We start from the raw sequence: 24,787 nt of genomic DNA on the forward strand, positions 1-24,787 counted from the left end.
GCGATCGGCGGTTCCGGGCCGGGCCCCCTCATCCCTCGGCGGGGACCGCCTCCACGGGTGTCGCGTCCGCGGGGGCGGTGTGGACGGTCGCTGCCTCCACCGGCGTCGCCTCCACCGGACCCTCCCGCTCCGGCAGGAGGCCCAGGACCGCCTGGCGGTGCGCCTCGGTCGTGGCGTCGTCGTACGGGTCCGGCGTGGCGGGAACCTGGAGGCGGAGCACCGGGCCGGTGCCGAGCCGCGCGTAGCCGCGGCCGGGCGGGACCTCGGGGGTGGGTGTGGTGTGCGGCGGGACGCCCAGGACCGACTCGACCTGTCCTGCCGAGGCCGGGCCGAGGACCACCCTGGCCCGGGTGTGCGAGCGTACGGGCTCGGACAGGTCGTCCAGGGTCTCGAACTGTTCGGCCACCACCACCGTCACGCCGGCAGCCCGGCCGTGCCGCAGCGGGACCTGGAGCAGGTGCTGGGGGTCGGGGCGGCCGTCGGCCGCGGCCAGGTCGGCGAACACGCTGGGCCGGTCGAGCAGGATCCACAGCGGGCGCTTGGTGTCCTCGGGCGCGGGGTGGCCCGCCTGGCGGGCCCGGTTCGCCGAGATCAGCCGGCGCTCGGTCTCGTGCGAGGCCCACTCCAGGGTGGCGAGCGCCCCTGCCAGGCCGCACTCGACGGCGAGCACGCCCGAGCGGCCGGTCAGGCAGGCGTACTCACCGGTGCCGCTGCCCTCGACGATCAGCAGATCGCCGTGCTGGAGGGCCTGGAGCGCGATCGAGCGGAGCAGTGTCGTGGTGCCCGAACCGGGGCGGCCGACGATCAGGAGATGGGGCTCGGTGGAGCGGGGGCCGGTGCGCCAGATCACCGGAGGGGCGTCGTGGCTCTCCTCTCCCGCGGTCACCGGGACCGTCCGCCGCACGGCGTCCGCGTCGGTGAAGCCCAGGACGGTCTCGCCCGGCGAGGTCACGAAGCGCTGGGCCGCGATCGAGGTGGGCAGCGCGCCCAGGACGCTCATCGTCAGCTGGTTGGCCTCCTCGTCCCAGGCGAAGTGGTACTCGCGGCCACGCCCCGACTTGGCGTGCAGCAGCTGCTCGATGCGGGCCCGCGCCGCGGGCTCGCCGTCGGTGAAGTACGCCGGGTAGCGAAGGGCGAGCCGGGTGAGGCGGCCGCTGTCGTCGAAGGCGTGGTCGCCGAAGGCCTTGTCCCACTCACCGCCGTGGGAGTAGAGCGGGCTCGGGTCCTCCGGGACGGAGAAGTAGGGCACGAGTGCCTCGTAGAGGGCCTGGAGACGGGCGACTTCGGCCTCGTCGGGGCCCGTCTTGACGACCGGCTTCACCCGGCCCTTCCAGCCGGCCGCGCCCATCACCGTGATCAGGGCGAGGAGCGGCCCGTACGGGATGAGCGCGACGACCAGGACCACGGCCGCCGTCAGGAACAGCGCGGGACCACGCCGTTCCTTGGGGGTGGCGGCCCATTTGCCGCGCAGGGCGGCGGCGATCAGCCGCAGGCCGCGGCTGATCGTGATGAGCGGATGGAGAACGTCGGTGGCGCTGTCGGCGGCCGTGCGCGCGATCTCGCGGCTGCGAACGATGGATGCGCTGCTGCTGCTCAGAATGCGGGGGAGTGGTCGCCGGGCCACATCGTTCTCCTGGAGTTGTGTCCGCAAGGGGGTCCGCCGTGGTGCCCGCCGTGGGACGGCGGACGGCGGGAGGTCAGAACTTGATCCCGCCCAGCAGGCTGGCGAGGCTCGCGCCTCCGGCCGTGATGCTCGGGGCGATGGCGGTGCCCGCGAGGTAGAAGCCGAAGAGCGCGCACACCAGGGCGTGCGAGGCCTTGAGTCCGTCTTTCTTGAAGAAGAGGAAGCAGATGATTCCGAGCAGCACCACACCTGAGATGGACAGGATCATTGGGGATCTCCTGGTTGATGGGGACGGTCACCATGAGTTCTTCCAGGCTCACAGGAAGTATCTATGCGATAAAAGGTGCAAACGGGTGAAACTCCGCCATTTTCACTGGAGTGGCGGATATGAAAAGCAGACCGGAGCGGGACACTGTGCCGCCGTCGGCCGGTCAAACCGTCACGCGCGGTGATCTTTGCCGCCGGTGGGCCACGTCATGTCGCCCGGTGGGCAGTACCCTGTCGATTCACTCGTACGGCGCTGTCGCCGTGCGGGTTTGTTCCGTTGCCCCTAAGGAGTTTTCGATGAGCGAGGAACTCGATCCCGAGGTGGTCGAGCTGGCAGCCAAGATCTTCGAGCTGGCCCGCCAGGGAGACGCCGAGGCGCTCGCCGCGTACGTCGACGCAGGGGTGCCCGCGAACCTCACCAACGACCGCGGCGACTCCCTCGTGATGCTCGCCGCCTACCACGGGCACGCCGGGGCGGTCTCCGCCCTGCTGGCCCGCGGCGCCGAGGCCGACCGCGCCAACGACCGCGGCCAGACCCCGCTCGCCGGAGCGGTCTTCAAGGGCGAGGACGCCGTGATCAAGGCCCTGCTGGCCGGCGGAGCCGATCCTTCCGCCGGGACGCCCTCCGCGGTCGACACCGCCCGGATGTTCGGCAAGGCGGACCTGCTCGCCCTGTTCGGGGCCAACTGAGCGTCCACCAAGCGTTTACGGGGGATCCATCGAAGAGCCCGCGGAGAGGGGCGCCGTAAATGTGGTCGCAATGGCGAAATGGCTGGGTCATCATGACGTCGAACCCCTACATCGGGGGCAGGGTTCCTTCATCCGGAACCACGACGAGAGGCAGGAAGATGGTCTACACCAAGCAGAAGACGGCGGGCGACCCCTCATGTTGCTGCGCGGCCTAGGGCAAGGCACGAATCCCCGGTTGCGTCGACAGCTTGATGTGAGGCTAATTCCATGTTCGATCCAGTCATAGCGCCGAGCGGCACGCTGCTCGGCCTGCTCCAGCGGGGCCGCGGCGACGGCACGCTGCACGCGCTGGCCGCCCCGCGCGACGAGGCCCTGGCGGCCCTCAACCACTGCGTACTGAGCGACCCACGCCAGGACTGGCAGGTCGAGAACCGCTCGCTGTACTACGCGCGGCTCTTCCTGGACCTCGACGGCGGGCTCGACCAGATCGAGCGCCACCTCTTCGGCGCCGAGGACGTCCTGGACACCGAGGACTCCAGGACCGGGCTCACCCTCGCCGTCCTGGGCCACCTCGCCTCGTACGGCAGGAGCGACGCGCTCGCGCTGCTCCGCCGCTACGCCGCGACCGGCTCCAACTGGGCCTGGGCCCTGGACGAGCTCGCGCTGCGCGACGACGACGCGGGCCTGCGCGCCCTCGCCGCATCCGTGCTCGGCCGTTTCCCGGCCACCACGGAGGGTGACGCCGAGCTGGCCGCCACCGTGCGCGACGCCTTCGAGCCCCGGCCCTGGCGGCTGTGGGCCGAGGACCCGCGCGACGAGGTGGGCAAGCGGGTGCGGGCAGCCCGGGAGACCGGCTCCTTCGACCGCTGGCAGCGCCAGATGCGACCGTCGGGGCCGCGCCCCGGCTGGAGCGTCCAGGCGGTGTTCGACTGGGCCGACGAAGGTCTGGAACGCGGCGCGGTCCTGCACCTGCCCGCGGCCAGGTGCCTCGGCGCGGTCGCCGGGCCCGAGGACCGGGACGCCATCATCGAGGCGGCCCGCTCCGGTACCGACGGAGCCCGCGGCGCCGCCCTGCACTACCTCGCCGAATCGTGCGACGCCCGCGTGCTCGACCTGATCGAAGCGGCCGTCTCCACCGGCTCCCGGACCGCCGCCGACGCGGCCGTGCACGCCTTCGAGCGGATGTGCGGCCCCGAGGCCGTCGACCGGGCCCGCGGCTGGGTCCAGCGCCCCGACCAGCTCGGCGCCGCAGCCGCCGGCGTGCTCGCCGCACGCGGCGAGGCCGGCGACGAGAAGCTGGTGCTCGGCGCGCTCCGCGAGACCGTGCGCTCCGAAGGCCCCGACGCCCCGCTCCTGCGGGCCCTCGTCGACGGGGCCGGACGGCTCGGCATCTGCTGCGCCGCCCCCGTCCTGCGGCACGTCTACCGCGAGACCGCCTCCTCCCAACTGCGCGGCCGCACCGCCCGTGCGCTCGCCGCGACCGACCCCTCCTTCGCCACCGGCTTCGCCGTCGAATGCCTGTGGGACTGCGAGGAGACCACCAGAGAAGTAGCCGCCCAGTACGCGGAGCTCGTGGACGCCAGGGTGGCCGACCGGCTGCGCAGGCTCGCCGCCGACCCGGCCGAGGAGGCCGAGGTGCAGAGCGCCATCCACGACCGGCTCGGCCCGGACGCCACGGCCGTGTGATCCACGGCCGGCGGGGGCGGGCCGTGCGATCCACGGCCGGACCCGGAAGCACAACGCTCACGGGCCCCGAAACCGGACCCGGAAGGGCAACGCTCATGGGACGTTCCCCGGGCGGAAAGATCCAAGTCGACCGGGCCACTCCCGGCGCGACGACAACACGGGTATGCGTGTCGTCATCGTCACCGAGTCCTTCCCGCCCGACGTCAACGGCGTGGCCCACTGCGCCCTGCAGACCGCACGGCATCTGGCCGTACGCGGTCACCAGCCGCTCGTCATAGCCCCGGCCACGGCCACGGGGGAGGGCTCTGACGCGCCGTGCCCCGTCATACGGGTGCCCTCGCTTCCGCTGCCCGGCTATCCCGAGGTCCGCCTCGCCCTGCCGAGCCGCCGCGTCGCCGCCGCCATCGCCGCGCACCGCGCCGATCTCGTCCACCTCGCGAGCCCCTTCGTCCTCGGCGTCCGGGGCATGGCCGCCGCCGCCCGCCTGGGCGTCCCCGCCGTCGCCGTCTACCAGACCGACCTCGCCGGATACGCCCGCACCTACATGGGCGCCGGCGAAGGCACCGCCTGGCGCCGGCTGCGCGCGGTCCACTCGGCCGCCGACCGCACCCTCGCCCCCTCCACCGCGGCCGTGCGCGACGTGACCGAACACGGCGTACGGCGGGTGCGCCTGTGGCCCCGCGGCGTCGACACCGAGCGCTTCCGGCCCGGTCTGCGCGATGTCGCCCTGCGCCGCGAACTCGCCCCCAACGGTGAACTGCTCGTCGGCTACGTCGGCCGGCTCGCGCCCGAGAAGCAGGTCGAACTCCTCGCGGGCGTCTGTGCGATGGACGGCGTACGCGTCGTCGTGACCGGCGACGGGCCGAGCGCCCCCGCGCTGCGCTCCGCCCTGCCCGGCGCCGTGTTCCTCGGTCGCCGCACCGGGCCCGAACTCGCCCGCGTCTTCGCCTCGTTGGACGTCTTCGCGCACACCGGACCGTACGAGACGTTCTGCCAGACCGTGCAGGAGGCCATGGCGAGCGGGGTGCCCGTGATCGCGCCCGCCGCGGGCGGCCCGCTCGACCTCGTCGCCCACGGCACAACCGGGCTCCTCGTCCCGCCCGGCGACGCCGGGGCCGTGCGCGACGCCGTACTCGGACTCGGGGATCCAGCGCTCCGCGCCGCCTTCGGGCGGGCCGGGCGGGCCGCCGTGCTCGGGCGGACCTGGGCCGCGGTGGGCGATCTGCTCCTGGACCACTACGCCGAGGTGCTCGACGCGCGGACGGCGGTGGCGGCATGAGCGGCCTGCGGATCGTCCGGCTCGCCAACTTCGTGACGCCCGCGTCCGGCGGTCTGCGCACCGCCCTGCGCGAACTCGGCCGGGGCTATCTGGCCGCCGGGCACGAGCCCGTACTGATCGTGCCGGGCGCGCGGGCGAGCGACGAACTCACCGAACAGGGCAGGGTGATCACCCTGCCGGGCACCCTGCTGCCGGGCACCGGCGGCTACCGGGTGCTCGCCGACGCGCGCCCGGTCCGCCGGGTCCTTGAGGGCCTCGCGCCCGACCGCGTCGAGGTGTCCGACCGCACCACCCTGCGCTGGACCGGGGAGTGGGCGCGGCGGGCCCGGGTGCCCTCCGTGATGGTCTCGCACGAGACCGCCGACGGTGTCCTGCGCACCTGGGGCCTGCCCGAAGCGGTGGCCCGGGGCGCCGCCGACCGGCTCAACAGACGTACGGGCTGGGCCTTTTCGCGGATCGTGTGCACCACGGAATGGGCCGAGCGCGAGTTCGTACGGATCGGCGCGCGCAACGTGGTCCGGGCACCGCTGGGCGTCGACCTGGTCCGCTCCAGGCCGGGCCGGCGCTCCACGGTGCTGCGGGCCCGGCATGCGCGTGGCGCCCGGGTGCTGCTCCTGCTGTGCTCGCGGCTCTCGGTCGAGAAGCGGCCGGCCCTCGCGCTGGACGCGCTCGCTGCGCTGCGCCGCGCGGGCGTGCGGGCGGCCCTGGTGATCGCGGGGGACGGCCCCCTCGCGGGCGGCCTGAAACGCCGGGCGGCGGCGGAACGCCTTCCGGTCGAGTTCCTGGGCCACGTCGTCGATCGCGAGGCCCTGGCCGACCTCCAGGCCGCCGCCGACATCTGCCTGGCTCCGGGCCCGGCGGAGACCTTCGGCCTCTCGGCCCTTGAGGCCCTGGCGTGTGGGACCCCGGTGGTGTGCGCGGCATCGTCCGCACTCCCCGAGGTCATCGCGGACGCGGGCCTCGCGGCGGGCGGCACGGGCGAGGAATTCGCCCTGGCGGTAAGGGAGTTGCTGGCCCGGCCGGAACGGCAGCGCCGGGCTGCCGCGCGGGCCAGGGCGGAGCTGTTCGGCTGGGACGCGGCGGTGAACGCGTTCCTCGCGGCGCACGACGCTCCGGTGGCACGCGCGCCCGAACCCGCCGCGCCCACCCCGCACGGCACCCGGACACCCCGGGCATCCGGGCCGGCCCCGCACCGAGCGGCACCGGAGGCGATCGCGTGAGCGGCTTGGCCGTCGAGGCGGCGCCCCGCATCCCGCGCCGCGCGCTGCGGTTCGCGGCGCTCGGCGACTCCCTGACCGAGGGCGTCGGCGATCCGGTCGCCGGGGGACGGCGCGGCTGGGCCGCGCTGCTGGCTGCGGGGCAGTGCGGGTGGGAGTTCCGCAACTTCGCCGCCAGCGGGGCGCTCACTCTCGATGTGGTCGAGCAACAGGCGCCCAGGGCAAGGGAGTTCGAGCCCGATCTGGTCTCGGTCGTCGTCGGCGTCAACGACACCCTGCGCCGCACCTTCGACATCCGGCACATCGCCGTCCGCCTGGACACGCTGTACGCGGACCTCGTCGGGAACGGTGCCGTGCTGCTCACGGCCTGCCTGCCCGATCCTGGCGCCATGCTGGGGCTGCCGGGCCCGCTCGCCCGCCCGCTCGCGCGCCGCCAGCGCGCCGTCAACAGCGTGGTGCACGCGCTGTCCGCGCGCCATGGGGCCGTGCACCTGCACCTCGCCGACCCGGCCTGGGTCGAGGACCGCACCCTGTGGAGCGCCGACCGACTGCACCCGGGTGAGCGCGGGCACCGGCTGATCGCCGCCCGCTGCCACGCCCTGCTCGCGGAGCGGGGGCTGGCCCCGGGCGCACCGCCCCCGGCCGAACCGGAGCAGCCGCCGCCGGGCGCCGCCGCCTCCCTGTACTGGCTGGCGACCGCGGGCACCGCGTGGCTGGCCCGCCGTTCCACCGACCTGTTGCCCCAACTGCTGCGGCTCGCCGGTGACGAGCTGCGGCACGGGGTGCGCGGCACCGCGGTCCGGCTCGATCTGCACGCCGCCGACGCGCTCGCCGCCGCCCTCGCGGCGGTCGCGCCCGTACCGGATCAGCTCCAGTGCGCCAAGGCGAACCGGAGCGGGGTGCCCGGCGCGGCCTGTGCCGCGGCGGCCAGGTCCGGTTCGGGTACGACGCCGATCACCGGGTAGCCGCCGGTCGTCGGATGGTCGGCCAGGAAGACCACGGGCCGCCCGTCCGGCGGTACCTGCACCGCCCCCAACACCATTCCCTCGCTGGGCAGTTCGCGCCGCGAGGCCCGCCGCAGCGCGGGGCCCTCGGTGCGCAGTCCGATGCGGTTGCTCGCCGAGGACACCCGGTAGTGCCCGGCCGCGAGCACGCCGGGCGCGTCCGGCGTGAACCAGTCCACGCGCGGCCCCGGGCGCACCCGCAGCACGAGCTGGTCCGGCACCCCTGGAGCGGGCGCCCAGTCCACGTACGGATGCCCGCCTTCCGGGCGGCCGAGCGGCAGCACCTCCGCGTCCCTGAGCGGGGCCGGGCCGAGCCCCGACAGGAGGTCGGTCGAGCGGCTGCCGAGGACCGGTTCCACGGCGATGCCGCCCGCGAACGCCAGGTACGAGCGCACCCCGCGCGTCGCCGCGCCCACCTCGACCACCGCCCCCGACGGCACCCGCACCGGGGCGCCCCACGCGGCCGGCCGGCCCGCCACGGTGACCGGGCAGGGCGCCCCGGTCACCGCCACGGTGACCGCGCAACGAGGGCGTACGGCACAGCCGTTGAGGGTCGTCTCCAGAACGGCCGCGCCCGGGGCGTTGCCGACCAGGCGGTTGGCGAGCCGGCTCGCGGCCAGGTCGAGCGCGCCCGAACGCGGCACCCCGAGGTGCGCGTGCCCGTGCCGCCCCTCGTCCTGTACGGAGGTGAGCGCTCCGGCCCGTACGACGGACAGGGCCCGGTCCGTCATCGCGGCGCCCGGGGGACGAAGCGGACCCGGGTGCCCGGGGTGAGCAGGGCGGCGGGCTCGCGGTGGGGGTCCCACAGGGCCGCGTCCGTGCTGCCGATCAGCTGCCAGCCGCCGGGCGAGGAGCGTGGATAGACGCCGGTGTACGGGCCCGCGAGGCCCACCGAGCCCGCCGGGACCGCCGTGCGCGGGGTGTCCCGGCGGGGCGTCGCGTACCGGTCGCCGAGCCCGGTGAGGTAGGCGAAGCCGGGCGCGAAACCGCAGAAGGCCACCCGGAACTCGGCCGCGGAGTGGATCCCGGCCACCGCGTCCTCGGGGACCCCCCACAGGGCGGCGACGGCCGCCAGATCGGGGCCGTCGTAGCGGACGGGGATGTCGACCGTCTCCGGGGCGGCCTCTGTCAGGGGAGGGATCTCCCAGGTGGTCAACCGGGCCGCCAGGGACGGGGGATCGGCGACGCCGTCGAGCAGGACGGTACGGGCCGCGGGCACGATCTCGGTCACCGCGGGCAGGGTTCCGGCGGCGCGGCGGCGCAGCAGCTCGGCGTGCAGGGCGCCGGCCGCATCGCCGTCGGGGAGCTCGACCAGGAGAGCGTGCTCCCCGACCGGCAGGACGCGCGGGGTGCTCACGAGAACGCCGCCACCTCGACGCCCGCCGCCTCAAGTGCGGACCGCACCCGGCGGGCCAGGTCCACCGCGCCCGGCGTGTCCCCGTGCAGGCACAGCGAACCCGCCCCGACGGCGACCCGCTCGCCGTACTCGGCCACGACCGAGCCGTCCAGGGCCATCGACACGGCCCGCGCCACCACCGCGTCCGGGTCGCTGACCACCGCCCCGTCCCGGCCGCGCGGCACCAGGGTGGCGTCGGAGGTGTAGGCGCGGTCCGCGAACGCCTCGGTGACCACAGGGAGCCCGGCCCGCTCGGCGGCCGCGAGCAGCCGGGAACCCGGCAGGCCGAGCACCGGCAGCCGCGCGTCCGCGAGCAGCACCCCTTCGACGACGGCGGCCGCCTGTTCCTCGTCGTGCACCACGCGGTTGTAGAGCGCGCCGTGCGGTTTGACGTACGAGACCCGGCTGCCGGCCGCGCGCGCGAAGATCTCCAACGCGCCGATCTGGTAGGCGACTTCGGCCGCGAGCTCGGCGGACGGTACGTCCATGGCGCGACGGCCGAAGCCCGCCAGGTCGCGGTAGGAGACCTGGGCGCCGATGCGTACCCCGCGCTCCGCGGCCAGGGTGCAGACCCGCCGCATGATGGCCGGGTCACCCGCGTGGAAGCCGCAGGCCACATTGGCGCTGGTGACGACGGAGAGGAGTTGTTCGTCGTCGGTGAGGCGCCAGTGGCCGAAGCCCTCGCCGAGATCGGCATTGAGGTCGATCGAGGTGGTCGCGGACCGGGTCATGGGCGGGGCGTCTCCTGTTCACGGGGGTGCGTGGTCCTGTGGTGCGTGGTCGTGTGGTGCAGTGTGCCCCGATCGGGTGGGACGCGCTCGGCCTGGGCACACGGTCGTGCGTGGTTCAGCCGGTGCGGTAGTGCTCGTCGCGGACGTCGGTGAGGAACATCCGGCCCGGCGCGTGGGTGAGCGCGAAAGGCGGCCGGGACGCCATCACCGCGGCCTGCGGAGTGACCCCGCAGGCCCAGAACACCGGCACGTCACCGGGCTCGGCCCGCACCGGATCCCCGAAGTCGGGGCGGGACGGGTCCGCTATGCCGAGCACCGCCGGATCGCCCGAGTGCACCGGTGCGCCGTGCACGGCGGGCATCGCCCGGGTCACCCGGTGGGCGGTGGCCACCAGGGCGGCCGGGACCGGCCGCATCGACACCACCAGCGGCCCGCTGAGCCGCCCGGCCGGACGGCAGGGCCGGCTCGTCACATACATCGAGACGTTGCGGCCCTGCTCGATATGGCGCAACGGCACGCCTTCAGCGGCCAGTTGGGACTCGAAGGTGAAGCTGCACCCGATGAGGAACGTCACCAGGTCGGCGCGCCAGAAGGCCGTGGCGTCCACCGGTTCGGCGACGAGTCCGCCGTTCTCCCAGACCCGGTAGCGGGGAACGTCCGTGCGCAGATCGGCGCCGGGCGCGAGCCGGGTGCGGAACGCCCCTGGCGCGGTGACGTCGAGGGCCGGGCAGGGCTGGGGATTGCGCTCGCAGAACAGCCGTACGTCCTCGGCCCAGTCGGCCGGCACGCAGACCAGGTTCGCCTGGGTGTGCCCGGGGGCCCAGCCCGCCGTCGGCACGTCCGTGCCGGAACGGAACAGGGCGCGGGCCTGCTCGGGGGAGGCGAGAGCGGGTGGTTCGAGCCGGGTCATGACAGCTCCTGTCCGCGTGTCTCGGGCAGGCCGAGCAGGGCCAGTACGGCGAGCGCGTAGCCGACGGCGCCGAAGACCAGGGCACCGCCCACGCCCCAGCTGTCGGCGAGAAAGCCGACCAGGGTCGGGAAGAAGGCGCCCACGGCCCGGCCGGTGTTGTAGGTGAACCCCTGGCCGCTGCCGCGCACCGCCGTCGGGTACAGCTCGCTGAGGAAGGCGCCGAAGCCGCTGAAGATGGCCGACATGCAGAAGCCGAGCGGGAAGCCGAGCACGAGGAGCAGGGTGTTCGCCCCGGACGGGAGGTGCGTGTAGACGAGGATGCAGACGGCCGAAAGGACGGCGAACAGGGCGATGTTCTTCTTGCGGCCCAGCCGGTCGGTGAGGTGGCCGCCGGTCAGATAGCCGACGAAGGCACCCGAAATGAGGAACGCCAGATAGCCGCCGGTGCCGACCACCGTGAGGTGCCGCTCGCTCTTCAGGAAGGTCGGCACCCAGGTGGCGAGGGTGTAGTAGCCGCCCTGGACGCCCGCGGAGAGCAGCACCGCGAAGACGGTGGTGCGCAGCAGCGGGCCGCGGAAGATCGCCGCGAAGGTGGCGGTGCCGCTCATGGTGCGGGCCGCGGCGAGCCGTCGCCCGGTGGCCTCGGGCGCGTCCTCGACGTTGCGTCGTACGTAGACGAGGAGCAGGGCCGGGAGCGCCCCGGTCCAGAACACCACGCGCCAGGCGGTGTCCGGGCCGACGTACTGGAACACCAGCGTGTACACGACGACGGCGAGCGCCCAGCCCGCCGCCCACGCGCTCTGCACGGCGCCCAGGGTGCGGCCGCGGTGGCGGGCCGCGGCGTACTCGGCGACCAGGACCGCGCCGACCGCCCACTCGCCGCCGAAGCCGAGCCCCTGGAGGGCGCGGAAGACGAGCAGGGTCTCGTAGTTGGGCGCGAAGCCGCACAGGACGGTGAAGACGGCGTACGTGCCGACGGTGATCATCAGCGCCCGTACCCGGCCGATGCGGTCGGCGACCACCCCGGCGAGCGCGCCGCCGACGGCCGAGACCACCAGCGTCACCGTGGTGAGCAGTCCGGTCCGGCCGGTGTCGAGCCCGAAGTAGGCCGAGATCGCAACCATGCTGAGGGGCAGCGTGAAGAAGTCGTACGAGTCGAGCGCGTAGCCGCCGAAGGCGCCCCCGAACGCGCGGCGGCCACCGGGGCCGAGCGCGCGCAGCCAGCCGAACGGGCCGTCTTCGTGCGGGAGTTGACCGTGCTGCGGCGCTGCCTTGGTCGTGCTCATGTGCACCTCGCAGGAGGGGACGAGAGGGCGGACGAGAGGACTGCCGGGGCTGTGCGGGAGGGGAGTCGGGGTGGGCATGGGGGAGGGGCGTGGGGTGGGCGGGGGTGCGGCCGGGAGTGCGGTCCCGGGGTACGGTCGTTTCAACGTAGAGGATTGTTGAACGATCCGACAAGGCTCTTGCGTGGACGTTCCCGCTTTCTCGCGTCCTCAAGATGCTTCTACGATGGGCGCGCACGTCGGCGGGAGCGCCGGCGGGGGAGAGAGGGTGCTGTGGCGACAACGGGTCCCGGGCTGGGCGGACTTGCCGAGGACCGCGCGCTGCTCGGCCGCACCAGCACGGCGGAGCGGGTCGCGGACATTCTGCGCACCCGCATCGCGGAGGGCTTCTTCCCGCCGGGCGAGCGCCTCGTGGAGGACGCCATCGGCAAGGCCCTCGGGGTCTCGCGCAACACCCTGCGCGAGGCGTTCCGGCTGCTCACCCACGAACGGCTGCTCGTCCACGAGCTCAACCGCGGGGTCTTCGTGCGGGTACTGGCCGTCGAGGACGTCACCGACATCTACCGCACCCGGCGCCTGGTCGAATGCGCCGTGGTCCAGGGGCTCGGCGGGCCGCCGTACCCCCTCGACGGGCTCGACGCGGCCGTCTCCGGGGGCGAACGCGCGGCCGCCGCAGGGGACTGGCCGGGTGTCTCCACCGCCAACATCCACTTCCACCGCGAACTCGTGGGCCTCGCGGGCAGCGCCCGCACGGACGAGCTGATGCGCGGCGTCCTGGCCGAACTCCGCCTGGCCTTCCACGTGGTGGACGACCCGCGCCGCCTCCACCAGCCCTACCTCGTGCGCAACCGGGAGATCCTGGAGGCGCTGCGCGCGGGGCAGCGGGACGCGGCCCGGCGGCTGCTCGCCGACTACCTCGACGACTCGCTCGCCCAGCTCGTCGAGGCGTACGGGAAACTGGTCACCGAGCTGCCGGCCTGACCCGCGCCCCGGCCGCGCGAGGCGGGCGGATCTGCGCCGTTTCGACCGTTGTCAGTGCGAGGACCTAATCTGTCCAGCGTGACTTCGCCTGCCTCGACGGAATCCGTTCCGCCCCAGCTCAGCGCGGCCGTGCGCCCGGCACCGGGCCCGGCCGCCGACGAGGGCCTCGCGCGCCGCCTGCGCGCGCTGGCCTGCACCGCGCCGCTGCACGATCTCGACGTGCGCAAGGCCAACCTCGCGGGCGAGTACTCGGTGTACGCCATGGCCGAGGTGGCGCTGGCCTCCATCGACCTCGTCACCCTGAGCATGGACTTCGACACGGGCGCCGACCACGACCAGATCGTGGCCCGGCTCGTCCCGCGCGTCGCCGCCCAGGCCCCGACCCGGCCCACCGCCGAGCACGAGCGGGTGGCCCGCTGGGTCCTGGAGAACCTGATCAACGTCGGCAGCGTGGACCGCGGCTTCCGCGCGGTGTACGGCACGTTCAACCCCGACGGGGTCTACGTCCGCAGGGACTACGACTTCAAGCTCCTCGAAGAGGTCCCCGGCTACGGCGGCGCCGTCTATCTGCGCACCACCGACGAGGCGGTCAACGTCCTGGTGGGCGCCCTCGACACAGACGTCACGAGCGCCCAGATCGCGGCCGAGGTCAAGCTGGAGGTCCTGATCAGCCGCGGCCGCCTCGCCGACGCCCAGCTCGCCGCCGAACAGGCCCGCTACCGCACGGTGCAGTACGCCGAGACCCTGCGGCGCACCCTGGAGGCGACGCGGCGCAACGTGCGCGCGGTCGACTGGCTCAACGCGGTGCCGGACATGATCGCCGAGGCCCTCGACCACGTGGCCGACCGCTACCGGCACGAGAACGCGATCCTCACCAACATCCGCAAGGCCCGCGACGAGGCGGAGGACCCGGACAACAAGCGCCGCGCCGCCGAGCTGGTCGACATCGTCAAGGACTGCATCCGGCGCCACACCCAGCTCCAGTCCCGCCTCCTGGAGGCCGGCCCGCTGTTCCGCGCCGAGCAGGACCGCCAGGCCTTCGCCCGGCCCGCCGCCCGCTCGGGGCTCGACCTGTACGGCCAGCTGGTCGCCCCCCTGCTGCCGCTCCCGGTGGGAGACGCGATCCGGGTGACCGACGCGTTCTTCGCGCGCGGCACCGGCCTGCGCACCCCGGTGTCGGTACGCGTCGGGGATCTGGTGGACATACTGCTCACCCCGCCGACGGAGCGGGAACACCTCGGCGCGGAGATGCCCGAGCCCGAGCTGATCACCACCCCCGACGACAGCCGCTTCAGCGAAGAACAGCTGGCCTCGGCCATGGAGCTGCTCGACCTGGAGCACGACGCGCCCCGCCGTCTCTCGGGCCTGCTGGCCGACGCCCGCCGCCTCGACCCCGAACTGCCGTACTTGGTCGCCCTGTTGGCGGTCCACGCCGCGAGCCCCCCGGTCGGTACGGCCTACCGCCAGGGCGAGGAGCGCCTCCTGTTCGCGGTGGACGACGGGACCCGGCTGGACGACCCCGAGTTCGGCGGGGCGGACCTGATCGTGGGCATGGCCCTGCTGGACGCGGCGGGCATGGCCGCGGGCCGGACGGAGGCGGCGTGACACACCCACCCCGGACCACCTCCGGCCCCGCGGCTCTGCCCCGGACCCCGTTCGCGCCTGAACGGCGCTCGTCCTCAAACGCCGGACGGGCTGGGGGTGCCGCATACTCCGTGCTGCCAGGGGCGCGGGGCTGTGACACATGCGGCTTCGCCGCGCGGGCGCGAGCGACCACGCACCGCCCGCACCCGAACGACATCCCCCGGAGGGTTGCGGGAAGGGGCGGGGCGGGGAGCAGGCCCGCCGCAGGCGCCCCGCACGCGCACCGGGCACCGCGCACCGCACGCACCAAGGAGACCACCCCGTGACCGACCACCCCACCGAGCACGTCGCCCTCGGCGACGAGGCCGAACCGGCGCCTGCCGTGCCCGGCGCCGGCACCGGCGGCGAGGGCCGGATCACCCCCGCCGACGCCGCCGACGCCGCGCGGCTCGTCGCCTTCGGCCTCCAGCCCAAGCTGCTCCCCGCCCGCGACGCGGAGTACGCGGAGCTGCTCCGCCGCCACCGCGAGGACCCCGCGTTCGCGCGCCTGGCCGACGCGGTCGCGGCGGGCCTCGGCCTGATCGTCCTGGAGGTGTCGCCCCGCGCCGGCATGGCCGTGACGGCCGCCGAGGACTCCGTCTTCGCCGTCCGCATGGGCGACTACGCCCGCCGCGCCGCCGCCCCCGACTCGGCGGACCGCTTCCTGCACGGCCTGGCCCATCTCGCCGTCGCCGCCCTCGCGTTCCCACGCCCCGAGGACCTCGCCGACGACGGATACATCGGCCGCATCACCGTCAACGGCGTGGACGCGTTCGTCCGGCAGGCCTGCCGCCGCCTGGAGGAGCGGGCCGAGGAGACCGGCGAGAACACCGACCCGGAGACCGGCGCTCCCGGGCTTGAAGCGGCCTGGCGGATCTACGCCCGGCGCAGCTCCACCGGGGCCACCAAGGACGCCCGTCGGCTCGCCGGTTCGACCACCGGCATCGTCGCCAAGGCCGTCGCCTTCCTCACCGAGTCCGGCTTCCTCCAGCGGACCGGCGACGACGCGGGCGGCGCCTACCGCACCACCGCCCGCTACCAGTTGCAGGTGCGCGACATGGCGGGCAGCGCCGCACTGACCGAACTGATCGAGCTCGGCGTGGTCGCGGTCACCGACGGCGGCGCCACCCTGCTGCCGCCGCCCGACGGCGACGACCTGGAACTGGCGGCCGACGCCGGACTGCCCTTCCACTCCTGACCAGCCTTCCCCGCCCCCCACAACGACGAGAGTCCGCCGACATGTACGAGCTGTCCCGGGTCCGCCTCTACTCCATCGGGCCTGCCGGTGCGCGCTATGCCGACACCGTGCTGGACCTGCGGGGAGTCGGCGCACCCGTGCCCAACCCGGCCCCCGCGCAGGCCGAGTTCTTCGAGGACGAGCCGGTCGGCCCGCCGCGCCGCCCGGCGCCCGCGGGTGTGCTCTTCCTGGAGAACGGGGGCGGCAAGTCCGTACTGCTCAAGCTGATCTTCTCGGTGATGCTGCCGGGCCACCGCAACACCCTGGGCGGCGCCAGCTCCGGCGTGCTGCGCAAGTTCCTGCTCGCCGACGACTGCGGACACGTGGCCCTGGAGTGGCAGCACACCCTCACCGGTGAACTGGTCGTGGTCGGCAAGGTCAGCGAGTGGCGTGGCCGCCAAGTGTCCAACGATCCAAGGAAGTTCGCCGAGGCCTGGTACTCCTTCCGGCCCGGCCCCGGCCTCAGCCTGGACTCGCTGCCGGTCGCCGAGTCCAGCGCGATGCGCCCGTCCGCGGAAGGCGCCTCCGGCGCCCAGGGCCGGCGCCGCACCATGAAGGGCTTCCGCGACGCCATCACCGAGGCGACCAAGGCGTACCCGCATCTGGAGGTCTACTGGGAGGAGATCCACGACCGCTGGAACGAGCACCTCGGCGATCTGGGTCTGGACCCCGAACTCTTCCGCTACCAGCGGGAGATGAACGCCGACGAGGGCGAGGCCGCTGGCCTGTTCGCGGTCAAGAAGGACTCCGACTTCACCGACCTGCTCCTGCGCGCCGTCACCGACACCCGGGACACGGACGGTCTCGCCGACCTGGTCAGCGGCTTCGGGAACAAGCTCGGCCGCCGTGCCGAACTCACCGCCGAACGTGACTTCACTGCGGGCTCGGTGGACCTGCTCAACCGCATCGTCGAAGCCGCCGAGACCCGCGCCCGGGCCCGCGACATCCACGCCGGCGCCGAGCGCCGCACCCGTACGCTCGCCCGCCGCCTCTCGGCCCGCGCCGCCGAGGAGCGGGGCCGCGCCACCGACCTCGCCCAGCGGGTCACCGCCGCCGCCCACCACGTCACGCTCGCCGAGCGGGCCCGTGGCACGAGCTCCCTGATCGCCTCCGAACTCGCCTACCGGCACGCCTCGTTGGCGCTCGCCGTCGCCGAGAAGGCGGCCGCCGCGCAGCGCCGCGAGCTGGCCGACGCACGCACCCTGCACTCCGCCTGGCAGGCCGCCGAAGCCGTGCTGCGCCACCGCGCCGCCGCCGACCGATCGGCCCGTGTCGCCGCCGCCATCCAGGAGGCCGAGCGGGACGCGGCTCCCGCGCTCGCCGCCCGCGCCCAGGCCGCCGCCGATCTCGTACGGGCCCTGCACACGGCCGCCGAGGACGGCGAGCGGGTCGCCGCCGAGGAGGAGGAGCGCTCGGCCGGCCTCCAGGAGGCAGGGGAGGCAGCGCACCGCGATGCCACCGCGGCCGCCACCGAGGCCCAGCGCGCCCGCAGCGAGACCGGGCACCTGCGCCAGCGCCTCGCCGAGGTCGAGCAGGAGACCGCCGAGGCGGTCCGGGCGGGCTGGCTCGACGACAGCGCACCGGACGCCGACCCGGCCCGCGCCGCGCTCGCCGCCAGCGACGCCGAGAAGACCGCGGTGGCCGGCTGGGACACCGCCCGCGAAGCCGCCCGCACCGCCGCCGACCGGGCCCGCGAGGCCGCCTCCGTCGAGGCCCGCGCCGAGCTGGCCGCGGCCCGCGCCGAGGACGCCGCGCGCGCCGCCGGCCACGCCTACGACGCCGAGCGCCGCGCCGCCGAGTCGATCGCCGCCGAGGAACGCCTGGCCGAACTCCTCGGCCTGCCTGGTACGGGTACCGCTTCCGGGGTGCCCGAGCCCCGCAGGCACGACGAAGAGATGCCCCAAGGGCCGCTCGGCGCAGAGGAGTTGGACCGCAGCGCGGACGAACTGCGCGCGCTCCTCGACCAGTCCGTCGCCACCGCCGAACGCCAGCTCTTCGAGCTGCGCACGGCCGCCGCGGACGACGCGCGCATCCTCGGCGCGCTCGGCGACGGAGGCCTCCTGCCGCCCAGCGCGGACGTGCTGGCCACCGTCGAGTACCTGGGGGAGCACGGCATCCCCGCGCTGCCCGGCTGGCGCTACCTCGCCCAGGCCGTGGCCCCCGCCGACCACGCCGCGGTGCTCGCGGCCCGCCCCGAGCTCGTCGACGGCGTCGTCATCACCGACCCGGCCTCGCACGTCCGGGCCCGCGAGGCGCTCGCGAACGCGGCCCTGCTGCCGCGCTCCGCCGTGGCCGTCGGCACAACGGCCGCGCTGCTCGCGCCCGTTCCGGCGCCGGACTCGGGTGCCGAGAGCGGGATCTTCCTCGTGCCGCCGAACCCGGCCATGCACGACGAGCACGCCGCGGACGAGGAACGCCAGACGCTCCGCGCCCGTGCCACCGCCCGGGACGAGGAGATCCGCACGCTCGCCGCCCGGCTGACCGGGGACCGCTCGCTCGCCGCCCGGATCGGATCCTGGCGCGCCGACTGCCCGCCCGGCATGCTCGCCGAGCTGGCCACGGCCGCCGAGACCACCCGCGAAGCCGCCCAGCAGGCCGCCGAGGAACTGACCGAGGCCCGCACCGCACGCGCCGAGGCGGACGAGGCCGCGGCCGAGACGGCACGCGTGCGCGAGGAGCGCCAGGAGGCCGCCCAGCGCGCGCGGCGCGCCGCCGACGCCCTCGCCGGGCTCGCCTTCCGACTCCGCGAGCGGGCCGGCTGGCAGGTCAAGCTCCGCGAACTCGCCGACGAGGCAGCCGAGTCGGAGGCCCGCGCCCAGTCGCTCCTGGAGCGTGCCAAGGCCGCCGACGAGGACCGCCGCGCCGCCCAGCGCGCCGCCGACGACGCCCACCGCACCTCCCGCGCGCTGCGCGCCGAGCGCGCCGAGATCGCGGGCGCCCCCGAAAACCTCCCGGAGCCCGACGCGGACGCCCCGCGCCACGCGCTGCCCGCCCTGCGCGAGGCCTACCGCGCCGCGTCCCAGCTGTACGAGAAGGTCGGCGTCGGCGCCGATCTGCGGGCCGAGCAGGCCCGCGCCGAGAGCGACGAGAGCGCGGCCCTGGCCGAGCTCGACCGGCTCAGCAACAAGGTGCGCACCCGCGCGGCCACCCTCCTCGAAGGCACCGACGGCGCGGACGGACCCTCCCGCCAGGCCGCCGCCGCGCGCGCCGAGTCGCTGGTCCAGATGCTGGAGACCCGTGCCTCCACCGCCAGCGAGCAGCTCGGCCGGCTGCGCGGCGAGGCCGAGCGGCTGGCACCGGCCGACGGCGAGCGGCACACCGAACTGCCCGAGGACCAGGTCCCGGCCGACGCCGAGCAGGCCCAGGCCCTGCTGCGTACCGCGACCACCCAACTGGCCGTGCGCACCGACGAGTTGGAGACCGCCCGGGCCGCCCACGCCGAGCTGCTCACCGCCCACCGGACCGCCGAGGACGGGGCCGGCGGCTTCGACGAGACGGCGGCGCTGCTGCGCGATCTGCTGCGGGACAACAGCCACGGCCCGGACGAGGAGAGCGCCCCCGAGCCGTATCCGGGCAGTCTGGAGGAGGCCCGCCAGGCCGCCACCGAGACGCGCCGCTCCCTGCGCGGCTGCTCCGGCGACCTCTCGGCCGCGGACTCCGCCGTGCGCGAGGCGAGCGACATCCTGGTGCGCCACGCCAACGCGACCCGCTACGAGCAGGTCCGTACGCCGGCCCGCCAGCAGATCCGTGAACTGCCCGCCGCCGCCCTGCCCGAGCACGCCGCCGCCTGGGCCGCCGCCTTCGAACCCCGCCTGCGCGTCCTCACCGACGAGCTGGAGCAGTTGGAGCGCAACCGCGACTCCATCGTCGACCGGCTGCGCGGCCTGGTGGAGTCGGCGCTCACCACGCTCCGCTCCGCCCAGCGCCTCTCCCAGCTCCCCGAAGGCCTCGGCGAGTGGTCGGGCCAGGAATTCCTGCGCATCCGCTTCGAGGAGCCCGATCAGGCCACCCTCACCGAGCGCCTCGGCGAGGTCATCGACGAAGCCACCCGCGCGGCCGTCAAGAAGAACTCCGATCTGCGCAGGGACGGCATGTCCCTGTTGCTGCGCGGCGTTCAGGCGGCCCTGGAGCCGCGCGGCATCAGCGTCGAGATCCTCAAGCCGGACGCGGTGCTGCGCGCCGAGCGCGTCCCCGTCGGACAGATGGGCGATGTGTTCTCCGGCGGTCAGCTGCTCACCGCCGCGATCGCCCTGTACTGCACGATGGCTGCGCTGCGCAGCAACGACCGGGGCCGCGACAAGCACCGGCACGCCGGCACGCTCTTCCTCGACAATCCGATCGGCCGCGCGAACGCGACCTACCTCCTGGAGCTCCAGCGGGCCGTGTCCGACGCGCTCGGCGTCCAACTCCTCTACACCACCGGCCTGTTCGACACGACCGCGCTCGCCGAGTTCCCCCTGGTGATCCGGTTGCGCAATGACGCGGACCTCAGGGCGGGGCTGAAGTACATCAGCGTCGAGGAGCATCTGCGGCCGGGACTGCCGCAGCAGGACACCGCGGGCGAGACCGTGCACGGCGAGATCACGGCGACGCGCATGTTCAAGAGGCCCGCCACGCAAGGGAGTTGAGACCCGGGGGTCGGAGGCTGGAGCCCCGAGTCCGCAAACCCGGGCCCGGGATCCGGAGGTCGGAGTCCGGGTCCGTCCTGGTCCGGGTCCGGGTCCCTGAGCCCGAAGCCCGGCTCAGGGGCGTGCGGGAGTCCGGGCCCCGGCGGACCGGCTCAGGCGCGCGACAGCCGCTGCCCCGAGCCGTCCGCCGACCGTATTCGGGCGCCGCGCTCGCCGGCCCGGGCGGCCCGCCGGGCCCGGCGCCGCTCCTTGCGCAGCTTGCGGGCCGTGCTGCTCGGTATCGACACCACGCCGTTGCGCTGGTTCCACACCTGGCGGGTGATCCAGACGTCGAGCACGCCCCAGGTGGCCAGGACCGTACTGCCGACGCTGCTCAGCACCATCGGAAAGGCGAGCCAGGAACCGGCGAGCGCGCTCAGGAAGGCGACCATCGCCTGCATCAGCGTCGCCGCGACGATGATGACCGCGCGCACGGCCGCGGTACGCACCGGGTCGGGCAGGCGCGGTCGCACCGCAGGCTCTTCCACCCACAACGGCTGCTGCTCAACGCTCATGCCTTCATTCCTCCCCACCCGCGGGGCCCCGACGCCTCGCTCCCCGCCACGCGTACCCCGGCCGTTCCGCGCCACCCGTACAGACAGACGAACGGAACTCCCCGAAGATTCCCGGGATTTGCCCGGAACGAAGAGTTCCAGCCATCTGCCCCCAGGGTCGAAAAGCCGCCATGACAAGTGCCCCCTGACTCGAAGGGGGTTGCCATCTCCCGGAATGCCAGGACAACGCATGATCGCGGCCGTCCAGGGCGGCCGAAAATCGTCCGGACGTTCCTTCGAGTTGTCTCTGTGTCAGTAGTAGGCTCACGCCGTTTGTTGACGGTTGATCTGGGGGAGGCCATGCGCTTTCGCGGGAAGTCCATCCGCAGGAAGATCGTGGCGTTGTTGCTGGTGCCGCTCGTCTCCCTCACCGCGCTGTGGGGGTTCTCCACCTACCTCACCGGCCGGCAGGCCAACGAGCTGATGAACGTGGCGAACATCGTCAAAAAGGTCGGCTACCCCATCGAGGACACGGTCCGCGTCATCCAGCAGGAGCGCCGCCAGACCCTCGTCTACCTCGCCGACGAACGCCCCTCCGACGCCCTCACCTCGCTGCGCAGCCGCCGCGCCGCCACCGACACCGCGGTGGCCGCCATCCGCGCGGCGGCCCGCGACTCCGACGTCCGCAGCGACCTCCAGCCCGTGGCCAGGGACCGCCTCAAAGCCGTGCTCGCCGGCTTCGACTCGCTCGCCGGGCTGCGCAGCTCCATCGAGCAGGGCACCGCCGACCGGACCCAGGCGCTGGACTTCTACAACCGCCTCATCGACCCCTGCTACAGCTTCCTCATGAATCTCCACGCCCTGGAGAACGTGGAGATGGACAAGCAGGGCCGGGCCCTGGTCGGCATCACCCGGGCCCGCGAGATGCTCTCCCGTGAGGACGCCCTCGTCGCCTCCTCCCTGATCACCCCGAAGACCACCGCACCCGAACTGCGCCGAATATCCGACCTGGTGGCCAATCGGCAGCTGCTCTACGACACCAATCTGGAGATCCTGCCCAGCTCCGAACGCGATGTCTTCGAGGAGTACTGGCGCGGCCCCGACACCGAGGCGCTGCGCACCGCCGAGGCCGCCATCATCGACGCCGGGCCCGCCAAGGACCCCCGGCACATCGACGCCACCCGCTGGCAGCAGGCCGCGACGCCGGTGCTCGACCGCCTCGCCCAGCTGGGCACCGAGGCCGGCAACCGCTACCAGGACCGGGTCGAACCGGTCGCCTTCAGCGTGCTGATCAAGGCCGGCCTCGCCGGAGTGCTGGGCCTCCTCGCCCTCCTGGTCTCCCTGTTCATGTCCGTGCGCATCGGCCGCGAACTGGTCCGCGACCTCACCCGCCTCCGCAAGGAGGCCCACGAGGTGTCCGGTGTCCGCCTGCCCAGCGTGATGCGTCGCCTGGCCGCCGGTGAACAGGTAGACGTGGAGACCGAGGCGCCCCGCCTGGACTACGAACGCGACGAGGTCGGCCAGGTCGGCCAGGCCCTCAACACCCTTCAGCGCGCCGCTGTCGAAGCCGCCGTCAAACAGGCCGACATGCGCCGCGGCGTCTCCGAGGTCTTCGTCAACCTCGCCCGCCGCAACCAGGTGCTCCTGCACCGTCAGTTGACGCTCCTGGACACCATGGAACGGCGCACCGAGGACACCGACGAACTCGCGGACCTCTTCCGCCTGGACCACCTCACCACCCGTATGCGCCGGCACGCCGAGGGCCTGGTGATCCTCTCGGGCGCCGCCCCCTCCCGGCAGTGGCGCAGGCCCGTCCAGCTCATGGACGTCGTACGGGCCGCGGTCGCCGAGGTCGAGGACTACGAACGCATCGAGGTGCGCAGGCTGCCCCGGCTCGGCGTCGGCGGCCCGGCCGTCGCCGACCTCACGCACCTCATCGCCGAACTCCTCGAAAACGCCACGGTGTTCTCGCCCCCGCACACCGCCGTCCAGGTGCACGGCGAACGCGTCGCCAACGGCTTCACCCTGGAGATCCACGACCGCGGTCTCGGCATGGCCCCCGAGGCCCTGCTGGACGCGAACCTGCGGCTCGCCGAGACCCCCGAGTTCGAGCTGTCCGACACCGACCGGCTCGGTCTGTTCGTCGTCAGCCGCCTCGCCCAGCGCCAGAACGTACGGGTCTCGCTCCAGCCGTCGCCGTACGGCGGCACCACCGCCGTCGTGTTCATCCCGGCGACGCTGCTCACCGACGCACCCGAGACCGAGGGCGGCGACCTGCGCCTGGACCGCAAAGGGGCCAAGGGTGACGGCAGGGGTGTGCAGGACCCGCCCCGCCGGGCCCTCTCGCCCATGCCGGTCGGGATCCCCGGCCAGTCGGTCCTGGACGGACCCGTCGAACTGGAGCCCCCGCTGGACCCGTTGGGCCTGGAAGAGCCCTCCGTGTTCGAGGCCCCCGTGGGGCGCGAGCCGCGCGACACGATGGAGCCGGGGCGCGGCGGCCTGCTGCGTTCGGCCCGCCGTGCGGCGGAGTCGGCCGACGACCGTCAGCAGCACCAGCAGGCCGCGGACGAGGGCGACGACCGGGAACCGCTGCCGCTGCCGCGCCGCCACCGGGTGCCGACCCTGGTCAGCGACAACGGCCGCCGTGTCGACGGCCACGGACGCGGGCATCCGGCGCCGGGACCCGAGCCGGAATCCCGGGCGGGCCACGCTGGTGAGAACCGGCTGCCCGAGCGCCGCCCGCCCCAGCCGTCGCACCCCTCCGCACCCCTGGCCGAGCCCCCGGTCCCGCAGCCCCTGCGGCCCGCGCCGCAGCCCTCGGGTCTGACGCCGGTCAGGCCGGGCGGGCTGGGCGAGCGAACTCCGGCGGCCCCGGCCAACCCGGCCGACCTGCCGGGCGCGCCCAGCTCCGCGCCTTCGTGGGGCAGCCTTCCCGAGCCCCAGCCGGACGCCGCGGCCCCGCTCGGCGGGCTGCCCCGCCGGGTCCGCCAGGCCAGCCTCGCGCCGCAGCTCAAGGACGCCCCCGACGGTCAACGCGCCACGGCCGGGCCCGACGACGGGCCCGAGCCGGAGCGCGACGCCGACGAGGTGCGCGACCGGATGGCCTCACTCCAGCGCGGCTGGCAGCGAGGCCGCAGGCACAACGAAGCCTCGGACACCGCGGATGGACCGTTCGCGCGGGACCGCGGCGACACCGCACGACGAACCACACCGGAGGGGGACGGTCGATGACCGCGCCACAAGACTCAGCCGCAGTACGCAACACCACCGGGAGCGGTTCCGGCGAACTGAACTGGCTCCTCGACGAGTTGGTCGACCGCGTCGGCTCGATCCGCAAGGCCCTGGTGCTCTCCAGCGACGGCCTGGCGACCGGCACCTCGCGCGATCTGACCCGTGAGGACGGCGAGCACCTGGCCGCGGTCGCCTCCGGCTTCCACAGCCTCGCCAAGGGCGTCGGCCGGCACTTCGACGCGGGCCGGGTCCGGCAGACCGTCGTCGAACTCGACGACGCCTTCCTCTTCGTGACCGCCGCCGGCGACGGCAGCTGCCTGGCCGTCCTGTCGGACGCCGACTCCGACGTCGGACAGGTCGCGTACGAGATGACCCTGATGGTCAAGCGGGTGGGCGTCCACCTGACCACCGCACCACGGACCGGCCTGCGCGCCGGAGGGTGAGCGGGGGACGCCATGAGCGGGGGA

19 protein-coding genes are annotated in these 24,787 nt (G+C 74.4%); 11 read left to right on the forward strand and 8 right to left on the reverse strand.

Going from position 1 to position 24,787, the window contains the following annotated elements; all coding sequences use genetic code 11:
- Positions 1-28: 28 nt before the first annotated feature.
- Both CG740_RS24355 and CG740_RS24360 read right to left on the reverse strand, forming a co-directional pair.
- On the reverse strand, positions 29-1,624 hold the full coding sequence (locus tag CG740_RS24355; protein WP_100577356.1) for an ATP-binding protein: 1,596 nt from the start codon (positions 1,622-1,624) through the stop codon (positions 29-31).
- Positions 1,625-1,697: 73 nt separating this feature from the next.
- Positions 1,698-1,892 (reverse strand): hypothetical protein, encoded by a 195-nt coding sequence (locus tag CG740_RS24360; protein ID WP_100577357.1) that lies wholly within the window; start codon positions 1,890-1,892, stop codon positions 1,698-1,700.
- Between the two features lie 296 nt (positions 1,893-2,188).
- Here CG740_RS24360 and CG740_RS24365 point away from each other — a divergent pair, with 296 nt between their 5' ends.
- From CG740_RS24365 to CG740_RS24390, 5 genes are all read left to right on the forward strand, one after another.
- Positions 2,189-2,581, forward strand: a complete 393-nt coding sequence (locus CG740_RS24365) for an ankyrin repeat domain-containing protein (protein ID WP_100577358.1) — start codon at positions 2,189-2,191, stop codon at positions 2,579-2,581.
- Positions 2,582-2,848: 267 nt separating this feature from the next.
- Positions 2,849-4,267 (forward strand): hypothetical protein, encoded by a 1,419-nt coding sequence (locus CG740_RS24375; protein ID WP_100577359.1) that lies wholly within the window; start codon positions 2,849-2,851, stop codon positions 4,265-4,267.
- A 163-nt stretch (positions 4,268-4,430) separates the two neighbouring features.
- On the forward strand, positions 4,431-5,546 hold the full coding sequence (locus tag CG740_RS24380; protein WP_100577360.1) for a glycosyltransferase family 4 protein: 1,116 nt from the start codon (positions 4,431-4,433) through the stop codon (positions 5,544-5,546).
- Positions 5,543-6,766: a glycosyltransferase gene (locus tag CG740_RS24385; protein WP_100577361.1), complete on the forward strand. Its 1,224-nt coding sequence runs from the start codon at positions 5,543-5,545 to the stop codon at positions 6,764-6,766. The genes CG740_RS24380 and CG740_RS24385 overlap by 4 nt, the downstream gene beginning before the upstream one ends.
- Positions 6,763-7,728 (forward strand): SGNH/GDSL hydrolase family protein, encoded by a 966-nt coding sequence (locus tag CG740_RS24390; protein ID WP_234376450.1) that lies wholly within the window; start codon positions 6,763-6,765, stop codon positions 7,726-7,728. Before CG740_RS24385 ends, CG740_RS24390 begins: the two co-directional genes overlap by 4 nt.
- Here the strand turns inward: CG740_RS24390 and CG740_RS24395 are convergent.
- From CG740_RS24395 to CG740_RS24415, 5 genes are all read right to left on the reverse strand, one after another.
- Complete coding sequence (locus CG740_RS24395; RefSeq protein WP_100577362.1) at positions 7,629-8,498, reverse strand: biotin-dependent carboxyltransferase family protein; 870 nt, start codon at positions 8,496-8,498, stop codon at positions 7,629-7,631. The two genes, CG740_RS24390 and CG740_RS24395, sit on opposite strands and share 100 nt — an antisense overlap.
- Positions 8,495-9,124: a 5-oxoprolinase subunit PxpB gene (gene pxpB, locus CG740_RS24400; RefSeq protein WP_100577363.1), complete on the reverse strand. Its 630-nt coding sequence runs from the start codon at positions 9,122-9,124 to the stop codon at positions 8,495-8,497. The genes CG740_RS24395 and pxpB overlap by 4 nt, the downstream gene beginning before the upstream one ends.
- The gene (locus CG740_RS24405) at positions 9,121-9,894 is read right to left on the reverse strand and encodes a LamB/YcsF family protein (protein WP_100577364.1); all 774 of its coding nucleotides are present in this window, start codon (positions 9,892-9,894) and stop codon (positions 9,121-9,123) included. Before CG740_RS24405 ends, pxpB begins: the two co-directional genes overlap by 4 nt.
- Positions 9,895-10,009: 115 nt before the next feature.
- Entirely contained in the window at positions 10,010-10,804 is a 795-nt protein-coding gene (locus CG740_RS24410; protein ID WP_100577365.1) for a putative hydro-lyase, read from the reverse strand.
- Complete coding sequence (locus CG740_RS24415; protein WP_100577366.1) at positions 10,801-12,090, reverse strand: MFS transporter; 1,290 nt, start codon at positions 12,088-12,090, stop codon at positions 10,801-10,803. Before CG740_RS24415 ends, CG740_RS24410 begins: the two co-directional genes overlap by 4 nt.
- A gap of 270 nt (positions 12,091-12,360) precedes the next feature.
- Here CG740_RS24415 and CG740_RS24420 point away from each other — a divergent pair, with 270 nt between their 5' ends.
- The 4 genes from CG740_RS24420 (at position 12,361) to CG740_RS24435 (ending at position 20,556) form a co-directional block, all read left to right on the forward strand.
- A complete protein-coding gene (locus CG740_RS24420) occupies positions 12,361-13,068 on the forward strand; it encodes a GntR family transcriptional regulator (protein ID WP_100577367.1) in 708 nt (235 codons plus the stop codon).
- Between the two features lie 78 nt (positions 13,069-13,146).
- Complete coding sequence (locus CG740_RS24425) at positions 13,147-14,673, forward strand: hypothetical protein (protein ID WP_100577368.1); 1,527 nt, start codon at positions 13,147-13,149, stop codon at positions 14,671-14,673.
- Positions 14,674-14,974: 301 nt separating this feature from the next.
- The gene (locus CG740_RS24430) at positions 14,975-15,889 is read left to right on the forward strand and encodes a hypothetical protein (RefSeq protein ID WP_100577369.1); all 915 of its coding nucleotides are present in this window, start codon (positions 14,975-14,977) and stop codon (positions 15,887-15,889) included.
- 41 nt (positions 15,890-15,930) lie between these two features.
- Complete coding sequence (locus CG740_RS24435) at positions 15,931-20,556, forward strand: hypothetical protein (protein ID WP_100577370.1); 4,626 nt, start codon at positions 15,931-15,933, stop codon at positions 20,554-20,556.
- A gap of 152 nt (positions 20,557-20,708) precedes the next feature.
- On the opposite strand, the gene CG740_RS24440 is transcribed toward CG740_RS24435, so the two are convergent.
- Positions 20,709-21,197 carry a hypothetical protein gene (locus CG740_RS24440; RefSeq protein WP_376211989.1) on the reverse strand — a complete coding sequence of 163 codons (489 nt, stop codon included), beginning with the start codon at positions 21,195-21,197 and terminating at the stop codon, positions 20,709-20,711.
- Positions 21,198-21,449: 252 nt separating this feature from the next.
- On the opposite strand from CG740_RS24440, the gene CG740_RS24445 reads away from it, so the two are divergent.
- The gene (locus tag CG740_RS24445) at positions 21,450-24,320 is read left to right on the forward strand and encodes a sensor histidine kinase (RefSeq protein WP_100577372.1); all 2,871 of its coding nucleotides are present in this window, start codon (positions 21,450-21,452) and stop codon (positions 24,318-24,320) included.
- Positions 24,317-24,763, forward strand: coding sequence for a roadblock/LC7 domain-containing protein (locus CG740_RS24450; RefSeq protein WP_100577373.1), 447 nt, complete (start codon positions 24,317-24,319; stop codon positions 24,761-24,763). The genes CG740_RS24445 and CG740_RS24450 overlap by 4 nt, the downstream gene beginning before the upstream one ends.
- The last annotated feature ends 24 nt before the right edge of the window (positions 24,764-24,787 follow it).

Origin of the sequence: Streptomyces sp. CB01201 (genome assembly GCF_002803085.1) — a bacterium.
Classification (GTDB): Bacteria; Actinomycetota; Actinomycetes; order Streptomycetales; family Streptomycetaceae; genus Streptomyces; species Streptomyces hundungensis.

What these genes read in the sequence shown, in the direction of transcription:
- CG740_RS24445 (WP_100577372.1), top strand. Translation starts at nt 21,450, where the DNA reads ATGCGCTTTCGCGGGAAGTCCATCCGCAGGAAGATCGTGGCGTTGTTG.
- CG740_RS24380 (WP_100577360.1), top strand. Translation starts at nt 4,431, where the DNA reads ATGCGTGTCGTCATCGTCACCGAGTCCTTCCCGCCCGACGTCAACGGC.
- CG740_RS24415 (WP_100577366.1), bottom strand. Translation starts at nt 12,090, where the DNA reads ATGAGCACGACCAAGGCAGCGCCGCAGCACGGTCAACTCCCGCACGAA.
- CG740_RS24365 (WP_100577358.1), top strand. Translation starts at nt 2,189, where the DNA reads ATGAGCGAGGAACTCGATCCCGAGGTGGTCGAGCTGGCAGCCAAGATC.
- CG740_RS24435 (WP_100577370.1), top strand. Translation starts at nt 15,931, where the DNA reads ATGTACGAGCTGTCCCGGGTCCGCCTCTACTCCATCGGGCCTGCCGGT.
- CG740_RS24385 (WP_100577361.1), top strand. Translation starts at nt 5,543, where the DNA reads ATGAGCGGCCTGCGGATCGTCCGGCTCGCCAACTTCGTGACGCCCGCG.
- CG740_RS24410 (WP_100577365.1), bottom strand. Translation starts at nt 10,804, where the DNA reads ATGACCCGGCTCGAACCACCCGCTCTCGCCTCCCCCGAGCAGGCCCGC.
- CG740_RS24450 (WP_100577373.1), top strand. Translation starts at nt 24,317, where the DNA reads ATGACCGCGCCACAAGACTCAGCCGCAGTACGCAACACCACCGGGAGC.
- CG740_RS24375 (WP_100577359.1), top strand. Translation starts at nt 2,849, where the DNA reads ATGTTCGATCCAGTCATAGCGCCGAGCGGCACGCTGCTCGGCCTGCTC.
- CG740_RS24360 (WP_100577357.1), bottom strand. Translation starts at nt 1,892, where the DNA reads ATGATCCTGTCCATCTCAGGTGTGGTGCTGCTCGGAATCATCTGCTTC.
- CG740_RS24405 (WP_100577364.1), bottom strand. Translation starts at nt 9,894, where the DNA reads ATGACCCGGTCCGCGACCACCTCGATCGACCTCAATGCCGATCTCGGC.
- CG740_RS24395 (WP_100577362.1), bottom strand. Translation starts at nt 8,498, where the DNA reads ATGACGGACCGGGCCCTGTCCGTCGTACGGGCCGGAGCGCTCACCTCC.